This is a genomic window from Shinella sp. BE166 (genome assembly GCF_051201095.1).
GTDB classification, from domain to species: Bacteria; Pseudomonadota; Alphaproteobacteria; order Rhizobiales; family Rhizobiaceae; genus Shinella; species Shinella lacus.
In genome coordinates this window covers 1-9595 of sequence record NZ_JBPEHL010000046.1, presented here as the reverse complement: position 1 = coordinate 9595, position 9595 = coordinate 1, and the positions used below count along the sequence as shown (strand labels likewise).

Annotated in this window: 8 protein-coding genes; 5 read left to right on the top strand and 3 right to left on the bottom strand. The window is 57.2% G+C overall.

The annotated features are described in order from the left end of the window. Window positions 1-34 precede the first annotated feature (34 nt). Window positions 35-148: a hypothetical protein gene (locus J2Y63_RS34945; protein ID WP_435269772.1), complete on the top strand. Its 114-nt coding sequence runs from the start codon at window positions 35-37 to the stop codon at window positions 146-148. On the opposite strand, the gene J2Y63_RS34940 is transcribed toward J2Y63_RS34945, so the two are convergent. Next, window positions 104-2179, bottom strand: a complete 2076-nt coding sequence (locus tag J2Y63_RS34940) for a recombinase family protein (RefSeq protein WP_435269771.1) — start codon at window positions 2177-2179, stop codon at window positions 104-106. The genes J2Y63_RS34945 and J2Y63_RS34940 overlap by 45 nt on opposite strands. 712 nt (window positions 2180-2891) lie before the next feature. On the opposite strand from J2Y63_RS34940, the gene J2Y63_RS34935 reads away from it, so the two are divergent. Next, window positions 2892-3994 (top strand): IS3 family transposase gene (locus J2Y63_RS34935; RefSeq protein ID WP_435269770.1). Its coding sequence is split into 2 segments (ribosomal slippage): window positions 2892-3153 and window positions 3153-3994, totalling 1104 coding nucleotides; the frame shifts between segments, so codons are not numbered across the junction. 390 nt (window positions 3995-4384) lie between these two features. Here J2Y63_RS34935 and J2Y63_RS34930 read toward each other — a convergent pair. Together J2Y63_RS34930 and J2Y63_RS34925 are read right to left on the bottom strand one after the other, a co-directional pair. Beyond that, window positions 4385-4717 carry a hypothetical protein gene (locus J2Y63_RS34930; protein ID WP_435269769.1) on the bottom strand — a complete coding sequence of 111 codons (333 nt, stop codon included), beginning with the start codon at window positions 4715-4717 and terminating at the stop codon, window positions 4385-4387. Next, window positions 4711-4995: a hypothetical protein gene (locus J2Y63_RS34925; RefSeq protein ID WP_435269768.1), complete on the bottom strand. Its 285-nt coding sequence runs from the start codon at window positions 4993-4995 to the stop codon at window positions 4711-4713. Before J2Y63_RS34925 ends, J2Y63_RS34930 begins: the two co-directional genes overlap by 7 nt. Window positions 4996-5026: 31 nt before the next feature. On the opposite strand from J2Y63_RS34925, the gene J2Y63_RS34920 reads away from it, so the two are divergent. The 3 genes from J2Y63_RS34920 to J2Y63_RS34910 all read left to right on the top strand — a co-directional run bounded on the left by J2Y63_RS34920 (window position 5027) and on the right by J2Y63_RS34910 (window position 9069). Beyond that, window positions 5027-5392, top strand: a complete 366-nt coding sequence (locus J2Y63_RS34920) for a hypothetical protein (RefSeq protein WP_435269767.1) — start codon at window positions 5027-5029, stop codon at window positions 5390-5392. A gap of 332 nt (window positions 5393-5724) precedes the next feature. Beyond that, on the top strand, window positions 5725-6720 hold the full coding sequence (locus tag J2Y63_RS34915; protein WP_435269766.1) for an AAA family ATPase: 996 nt from the start codon (window positions 5725-5727) through the stop codon (window positions 6718-6720). Window positions 6721-6732: 12 nt separating this feature from the next. Further along, entirely contained in the window at window positions 6733-9069 is a 2337-nt protein-coding gene (locus J2Y63_RS34910) for a S8 family peptidase (protein WP_435269765.1), read from the top strand. Window positions 9070-9595 lie beyond the last annotated feature (526 nt).

The window sequence follows — 9595 nt, the reverse complement described above, 5'->3', positions numbered from 1 at the left end:
CGGCAGCTTCCGTGACGAATGCCTCAACGAAACACTGTTCTCGTCACTGACGCAGGCGAGGATCGAAATCACAGCATGGAAGGAGGACTACAATCCTGTTTCATCACACCCATCTTTCTATGTTGTTGAAGGGAATAGGCTTTCTTGATCTGGAGACGATCCTGTGGGGTGTCGCGGGTTCTGTCGGACGCGCTGGAGGATTTGACGTGCTTCCGGGGCTGCGAGTTTTGAACGGCTGAAGATCCATGGGCCATCGGGCAGCGGGTGAGCGCCTTCGATCGCCGGCCTCGGCCGCCAAGCGCAGCGTCTTTGGCGTGATCCCGAGCAACTTCGCCGCTCCTCCCAAGTTAACCCATGGCTCCATCCCGTCGATCTGAGGACGGAAGACTGGAATCTTGCGATATGACCTCAGCGCGGTGACCCGCTCACGCGTCCAGCGATTGCCATTTCCGGTCGTCAGTCCATTGCGATTGAGGACACCGGCAATCACGTCGTCATTGGCAATCAGAACGAGCTGTCGCACAGCATCGACGATGTCGTCCGGGGTCGCGTTTCTTTGCCCGCGGCGGCGCTTTGGTAGGCGCAGTTCGGTGTGGACCCCGCCAACCCAATGAATGACAAGGACGATCTCGGAGGCGGCATTATCGAGATCGGCGGCCACTTCATGGATAAGCGTGCGAACGATGCGTTTCTTCAGCCTTGCATCGGTTGTCGGCGCCGTCCAGACGATACGAAGGTTTCCCGCAAGTGCGGTTACCTGTGATGCGGACATGGGGAATGGCTGCGGCGTAACCGTCCGATGTTTGGCAATCTTGGTTTCGATCTCGCTGACGCGTGCGAGTGTCTTATTCCAGCGAGCTTCGAGCTCCGACGTTACAAGTCTGTTCTCTGGATCAGCCGCGTCGTATTGTCGGAATGCCCGGTCGGCGGCATAGCGCGCCGCCTCGAGGTCGCGCAGCAGGGCATCCTGAACCTGGTCGCGTTGGCTGGCCATATTGCGTTCCGCTTCGATGGCGGCGGTAACGGCTCCTGGTTCGACCACGCCGAGCAGTGCCTCTTCGATCGCGTCGTCGACCCGCAGACCGCCGAAGGCTATGCAGCGGGGCTCGCCATTATCGAGTAGGCCACGCCAGCAGGAATAGCGCGGAATATTATGATTGTTTCCGGTGTACCGGACTGTCAGCTTCCGACCGCACCTCTTGCAACGGAAAAGGCCGGCAAGCAGAGCGTCGCCGTGCTTCGGTGCCCCGTGATGGCGGCTGGCTGGCACATTGTCGCTAACCATCTTGCGGATCTCCTCCGCCCGTTCCCAACTGACGTAACCTTCATGTGCATCCGGGATCAGCGCAAGCCATTCATCACGCGCCTTGCGACGAATTCCAGACCGGCCTTCGTATCGGGGCACGGAGCGACTCTTACCATAAGCGTAAGCGCCTCCGTAGATCGGGTTCGCAATCATCCGGTGGATGGTGGCATAATTTGGCCTGCGCCAGATGACGTCACCATTGGTATACCTGACCGGCAGGTCCAGCCCCTGCTCGAGGAACCATAGCAAGGCCTGCCGGGCACTGCCGAGTTCGGCAACCTTGTCGAAGACGAGTGCGATGGCTTCCTGGATGCGTCGATCGGGATCCTTCTCGATCCTATCACCGGCCTTCACGAAGCCGGCCGGAACAGTGACCACGAGCTCACCGCGGCGAGCCTTCTCATAGCGGGCGGAAAGGGAACGCTGACGCAAGAGATCGAGTTCATACTCGTTGAGGCTGCCCTTCAAACCCAAGAGCAGGCGGTCGTTGCCCTGGCGGGGCGCATAAACTGCTTCCTGGTCGACCAGGACGGTATCGACAACGCGGCACATCTCGATGAGTTGCTGCCAATCGCGGCTGTTCCGGGCGAAACGCGATACCTCACGTGCGGCCACGGCGCCAACCTTGCCAAGGCAGACTTCCGCCACCATCCGATCAAATCCAGCGCGGGTCACGCCGCCGGCGGCCGAACGACCAAGGTCGTCATCCACCGTCTCTATATGTGACCATCCAAGCGCTGCCAGACGGTCGCGCATGGCGTACTGGAGGGCGCTGCTCTCTCGATTATGTAGAACCTGGTGAGCCGAGGACTGCCGAACATAGAGGATGGCCTTCCGCTCCAGATGATGCGGCCCGATCTTCTCATGCATCATGACCGGCCTCCTTCTGTTGGGAGGCATGTCCGCACTTTGCGTGATCGACGAATAGCCGTACGATGAGCACCGTCAACGCTTGGCGGGTCTCCTCCGGCAACTCCGGCCATTGCGGCATCCCTGCTGTCTTCCCCCGCTGCGGGGCCGAGAACAGATCGAACTGATATGTCATGGACTGGCGGGGCATGGACATCTCTCCGACTCGTTTTGTGAGAGACCAATGCTGCGCCCGTTACCGCAGATTGCGATGAGGCTTCGGCGTCTTCCAGTAACTTTGCCAAAGCATACAGGCTTGAGAGATCGACGTGCGGAACTGGCAGGCTGCGCCAATATCCGCTTACGGCGCGGTCGAACATCCATGCTGGGACTTCAAGAAGCCGATCAGAGGGAACACCAGAGAGGCTACAGCGGAAAATATCCACACGCTTGGCCAGCGCCGCATGGACATGCACATGCTCTCCGAACCAGGGATGCCACGGATACAAAAGCTCGCGAACCTCGGTCCCGTGGGTGTTCTGTCGTCGTGTTGTACAATCGGAACAGACCGCATTCTTCACTGGGCAACATCACACCCAGCGAATTCGCAATGAAAATGGCTATGGAAAAACAGGCCGCATAAGGCCAGATTGAAATGCTCTGATCCCCAAAAACTGGACCGTTCATAACTGGAGTTTTCCGCGGTAATTTCCCGGCTGGGAACAGGAGCGGAAGCATGAAGGCATCGAAGTTTTCGGACGCCCAGAAGGCGTTTATTTTGAAGCAAGGCGACGATGGCGTGCCAGTGGCAGAGATCTGCCGGAAGGCAGGTATCAGCCAGGCGACCTATTTCAATTGGCGCAAGAAGTATGCTGGTCTGCTGCCCGACGAGATGCGCCGTCTGAAAGCTCTGGAGGATGAGAATTCCAGGCTCAAGAAGATAGTCGCAGATCTGACGCTGGACCGCGAGATGCTGCAGGGCGTCATCCGCCGAAAGCTCTGAGGCCTGTTCGCCAGCGAAAGCTGATCGACGGGATGCTGGTGGATTGGGGCATATCGATCCGATGGGCCTGCAAGGTCCTGAGGTTCGACACGTCTACTTACCACTACAAGCCCCGCCGCACCGGACAGGCCCCACTCGAAAGACGCATCAAGGAGATTTGTGAGACACGCGTGCGGTATGGCTATCGGCGTGTCCATGTTCACTTGCGCCGTGATGGATGGAAGATCAACATGAAGAAGACACGCAGGATTTACAGCGAGTTAGGGCTTCAGCTGCGCAACAAGCATCCCAAGCGCCGGGTGAAGGCGAAACTCAGAGACGATCGTCAGGAAGCAGTGGGGCCGAACGACGTCTGGGCGATGGACTTCGTTCACGACCAGCTCGCGACAGGCAAGAAGCTGCGCATCCTGACCGTGGTCGACACACATTCGCGCTTCTGCCCTGCAGCCGATGCCCGCTTCACCTACCGAGGCGAGGATGTGGTCCAGACATTGGAAGGCATCTGCCGGAAGGCAGGCTATCCCAAGACGATCAGGGTGGACAATGGTAGCGAATTTATCTCCCGCGATCTCGACCTGTGGGCCTATGCCAACAACGTCACCCTGGACTTCTCGCGACCCGGCAAGCCGACCGACAACGGCTTCATCGAGGCGTTCAACAGCAAGCTGCGGTCCGAATGCCTGAACGCCCACTGGTTTCTGAGCCTTGCGGATTCGCGCGAAAAGTTGGAGACTTGGCGTCGATACTACAACGAAGAACGTCCTCACTCGGCGATCGGGTATAACGTCCCGATTGCCCTGCACAATCCCGGTGGCCCAACCAGCCAGCCATCGTGATCACAGCCGGAAAACTCCAGCTCCCGGCGGTCCAAGCTTTGGGCTCAGAGCAATCGGAGCACCAAGCATAAATTACATTGTGAGAGTAAGTGGGATCATGAAGCTGATTATCTTCCAACTTATCGAGCTCTCCCAGAACAGCTGGTATTTTAGCGAATGGCAGCGTGTCATCTTCATATGCCCAAAGTTGGCTCCGGTCGGGTTATCCTCGGAACAATTCAGAATCTGGAAATAAAATGGATGCAAATATTTTCCATCCGCGCCAAATGCAAATGGCGAAACCGAATCGAGCGGCTCTTCAAAAAGCTCAAGAATCTGCGGCACATCGCGACGGACTACGAAAAGGCCAAGCAATCCTATTTTGGCTTCGTCGCGATTACAGCAGTCAGACTATGGACTCCCTTTGTCAACTAGCGCTAATATTGCCGCTATGTCATTTATTTTTTCTTCAACTGCGTTATTCACGGCAACAACAACATCTCTATACTCCTGTGGGTCGGCTCCATTTTCGATACAGCGACCCTCATATAGGAGGACGTAGTACGGAAGTCTCCATAAGACCAGAAGCGCATCCCCGATATTAGCATTATTAACCGAAAAATGACGAATATTATAAGCAAGCTTTTCAGCTTTTTCCCGGTGAAACACCATTCTTCGAGCACTCGGGATGAAACAGTCCTGATCCAAAGCTTCCAGGATTTTGTCAGCGTTAATATTTACCACTTTTTCTCTACCTTGTAATAATCTATTATCGCGTCGCGAGGGATATGGCGCTCAATCAAGACTTCTTGTTCGAATCTAGCGGTTCTGTCAGTCTCTACATCTCCAGTTCCGCCGGCGGAGACATCCGCGACATAATTTCTAACTTTACTCAAATCGATTTTGGCGACGGTCCGACCTCGCATCGCACCACTAACAGCGAACTCTTCAGCCACGCCTTTGGATGGCAGTCCAAGTGAGTTGCCGCCGATGTTGCCAGCCGAGCCGTAGAACCGTAGCATGGCTAAATTACACCATCGATTGGGAAGTGCTATGAAAGTTGAAAGTATTCGTTGGCTGTCGAGGAGCGCAGACGAAGCTGAGGTTATAGTGTCTGACGGGCGATATAGATGCGAGGCATATTCTTACCTTTGCAAGGTAAAGGTTGGCGACTCGCTAGATGATCGCCTCCATTTGTTCGGCATTCATTACGCCATGCTCGCTGAACCAACTGAACTCGCGATTCGCAAGATCGCTGCAGAGGGATTGACGCAGCAAGTGGTCGGTAGGGTTACCGACGCGCAGAAAGGGTACCTTGCTGTCGGCGACATTCATTTTATTGCTGACGACCCTCTGCCTGGAGGCATTGACGTCGGCGATATTATAGCCCTCGAATGCGCCCGCATTGATCTGTGGTAGGTTTTTTCAGCTTTAAGTCAAATCCGCATTCAAAGTTTACTTTGGGGGCCTGGTTTGCTCTTGAACCATTACGAACCGCCGACCCTTATATTCAATTGGTCAACTGGCTGACAAACCTACGACTTCGCCGCATATGGCTCGATTATGGATTGCGCGTATCGAGCGGAAGCTTGTTTCCCGCTGCGGGCTGGGAGTTTCCAGCCTTTTAAGGCAGGACATTGCGATGTACGATGAAACGCGCGAATCCTGTCACCGGCATGCAATTGCAATGGAAAAAGGCCGAGCGGAGAGGTAGCATTATACGAAAAGTGCAAGATTAGAGCAGGGTGATCATGGCTCGCGGTGAATTGATGAAGAAATTGCTGGCGAGCTATGGCCGTGACGATGAGTTTCGTGCGGTCGCCGAGCAGATAATTGTTGAGGAAGAAAAGAAGAACAATAAGGTTCTCGCACGCACTCTTCGCAGGACGCTCGAAAGCGGCCCTTCGCCCAACGGCCCTAAACCCATGAAATCACTTGCGCCGCTGATCCCGTTTCCGGACGCCGCGAAAGATTTCGTCGAGCGGGTGGAGCCAACCCATACGACTAAGGACGTCGTGCTCAGCGCATCCAACACGCGCGTTTTTATCGGGCTGCTCAAGGAGTTCCGACGGTCAGAGGATATCCGGCGCAAGGGTCTGCCAGTACGCTCCAAACTCTTATTCTGCGGCCCACCCGGCTGCGGCAAGACAATATCTGCCGAGGTTTTCGCCGCCGAACTCGGTTTGCCGATGTTTGCCGTTAAGCTCGATCAGTTGATCTCTTCATATCTTGGCGAAACGGCCAGCAATCTCCGGAAGATTTTTGACTTCGCCCGCAAGCAGCCCTGCGTTCTCTTTCTTGACGAGTTCGATGCGCTCGCGCGCTCGCGCGACGATTCCAGCGAACACAATGAGCTGCGGCGCGTGGTCAACAGTCTGCTCCTCTTCATCGACCGCCTGCGACCCCAGGGTTTTCTGATCGCCGCCACGAACCTCGACCACGCTCTCGACAGTGCCATCTGGCGGCGCTTCGATGAGGTGATCTGGTTCGACAAACCCGATGAGCAACTGATCGCGCGCTATCTCCGCTCGAAATTCCGTAATGTGCCGACGGTGTTCGATGTCACGACGAAAGCCAGTGAGCTTGTCGGCTTTTCCTATGCGGAGATCGAGCGAGTCTGCATTCAGGCCATAAAGTCGACGGTCATCGAAAAGCGCAAGGACGTTCGGGAGCGGGATTTCAATTCCGCCATCCTCGATGAACAGCGTCGCAAGGCTGGTCGGTCGCGCCTCACCAGTCAGTCGTAAAGGGCCACATCCATGGCTCGATACGACCATTTGCAGCTGGTCAGGCTGCCGGAGCAACTCGAACGTCGCAAACGCCTGGGATTTGGTTCAGCGCCAGAGCGTGACCGTCCCGAACACAGCCGACGGATTGCCACAGAGCTCGACGACGCAGTCGCAGTTCAGCAGCGTCGGCGACCACCCGGGGCGGTCAATCCTTCACTGATCCTCCGCGTGCGCATGACAGGCTCACTGCTGGAAAGCGACTGGGAGGCTCTCGGTCTAACCGTCCTATCCAGCGATGCCGATCGAACGCTCGTCCTCTTCTCGTCAAACGACGAGCTGCGCGACTTCCGGGCACGGCTTGCTGCCTATGGCGGACCGGTTCCGGCCGGTCAGACTGGCGCGCCCTATGCAAACTTCGTGGGGTCGATCGCATCGGTCGGGACGGTCGAGCCAAGAGATCGGATCGGGCTTCGCCTGCGCGAGGAAGGCTATACCGAGCCTGAAGATTTCCACGCCTTGGGTGAACTCACTGCCGATTTGGAACTTTGGGACCTCGGTCGACGAGAGCTTCGTCAGCGCAAACTTGGCGACATCGAAGCCTATGTGGTTGCCCGCGGCGGCGAATGGCTCGACGAGTATATCGGGCCGTCGATCACCATGGCACGGATCCGCGCGAGCGGAGAGGTCTTCCGGTCACTGCTGTCCTTGGAGGACGTAGCGGCGATCGACCTTCCCCCGTCCCCGGACGTTGCGACCGCGGAAGCCATGCGTCTCGAACTCGGCGACCTGCCGGAGCGGGGTCCTCTCGCAAACGACGCGCCGCTCATCGGGATCATCGATAGCGGCGTCAATGACCATCCCCTAATCGAAGACATCCTTGTTGGCGCGATTGGCGTGCCCGAGCGGCTGGGGACCGTCGATGAATGGGGACATGGCACGCGCGTCGGAGGCGTCGCCGTTTTCGGAGACCTCCGCGCCCAGCTTGCCGGTGGCGCGCTCGACCGTGGGGCGCGGCTGTGCGCAGCAAAAGTGGTCAACGAACGCGGCGATTTTGACGATAGGCGACTGGTGCCCTCCCAGATGCGAGAGGCAGTCACGTCGCTTCACGCGCGCTTCGGATGCAGACTGTTCGTCATCGCTCTCGCAGACCGCAAGCGTGTCTACGATGGAGGAAAGGTCGGGACCTGGGCGGCGACGCTGGACGAACTCGCGCGCGAGCTCGATGTCGTGATCGTCGTGTCAGCTGGTAACCGCGCCCCTCGTGGCGGTAACAGGATCGAACAGGCGGTCACCGAGTATCCACGCTATTTGACTGAAGAAGGCAATCGGCTGTTCGAGCCGGGCGGCGCTATCAATGTCGTGACAGTCGGGTCCCTCGCACATGGCAACGGGCTCGATGCCCGGCTCGGCGCCGACGTCGCGGTGCGACCGATCACGCAGGAAGGCGAGCCATCGCCTTTCACCCGAATCGGACCAGGGGTCGAGGGATCGGTCAAACCGGATTTCATCGATCTTGGCGGTACGATGATCGTCGACCCGCTTGTTCAACGATTGCGCGACGGACGCGACGTCGCGAGCGCCGGTCTGTTGACGCTTCATCACAGGCCGGTCGAGCAACTGATCACCAGCGGGTCGGGCACCTCGTACGCCGCGCCAATAGTTGGCTTCAAGGCCGCTCAGATCTTGTCCCGGTTCCCCGACGCATCCGCGAACCTGGTGCGCGCGCTGCTCGCCACCTCGGCGACCATCCCTGAAGCGGCGCACCACCGTCTATCTTCGCTGGGAGAGGCTGCCATCCGGAGCGTCTGTGGCTACGGACAGATCGAACTCGAGCATGCTGCATTCTCCGACGACGCGCGCGTCGTACTCTATGCAGAAGACGAGCTGGCGATGGACCACTTCGCTATCTACGAGCTTCCGGTCCCGGAGCTGTTCCAGAACACCAATGGCCGGCGGACGATCCGCGTATCGCTGGCTTACGATCCGCCGGTGCGTCATAGCCGCAGTGATTATGCCGGCGTCGGCATGAGTTTTCGCCTCGTGCGCGGCTGCGATCCCGCACTAATCTCCGAGCATTACCGCCGTCGACCGCGCGACGAGGCTGTCCCCGACATCGCGAAACGCTTTCAGTGCAAGCTGGTACCTGGTCCGCAAGTCCGGGAGAAAAGCACGCTGCAGTCGGCTGTCGCGACATTCAAGTCGGACATCTCGACCTATGGCGATCGCTATTACATTGTGGTGCGGTGCGAGGCCGGGTGGGCGACTGAGCTCCATAGCCAGCGATTCGCACTGGTCGTGCAGCTCGCGCACGAGGCGGAGATCCAGATCTACCAGCAGATACGCCAGCGTATCCAACTCCGCTCTTGAGCCGGCGGAGTGGATCATGAGGCAAGCCAATCAGGTGCAATATTTTCTGCATGCTCGTTTCAACGATCCGGCGGCGACCATTATCGAAACATGACAAAAACAGACTCATCCATCCGAACCTTAATCAGTCAAATTTTCGAAGAGAATGGCGCCGATCTTCCGAGGGAGGACCCTAGAGATGAGCTCCGCGCGATCTACGAGAGCGAGCTTCTGTCATTTTCCGAGGAAGCTGAAAAGTTCGCGAGACGGGTCGAAAGCGCAGAAGCTCTCCGGAAGAATTGCATCGAATATTACGACCAATATTGGAAGAAATTTCGGAATAAACTGGGAAGCGTAGAGCCTGCGTTTGCCTCGGTCCTGATGCGCGAGGACGACATCAACGAAATTCGAGCGCTCCCAGATAAAACTGGAATAGTTAAACGAAGCTTCGAATACTGAATAGCCCCTAGATTTGTAGACGCCTTCTTTCCTAATTTTGAGGCAGGAAGAGCATCATGAGCAAATCGAATTTCAGCGAAGATTTTAA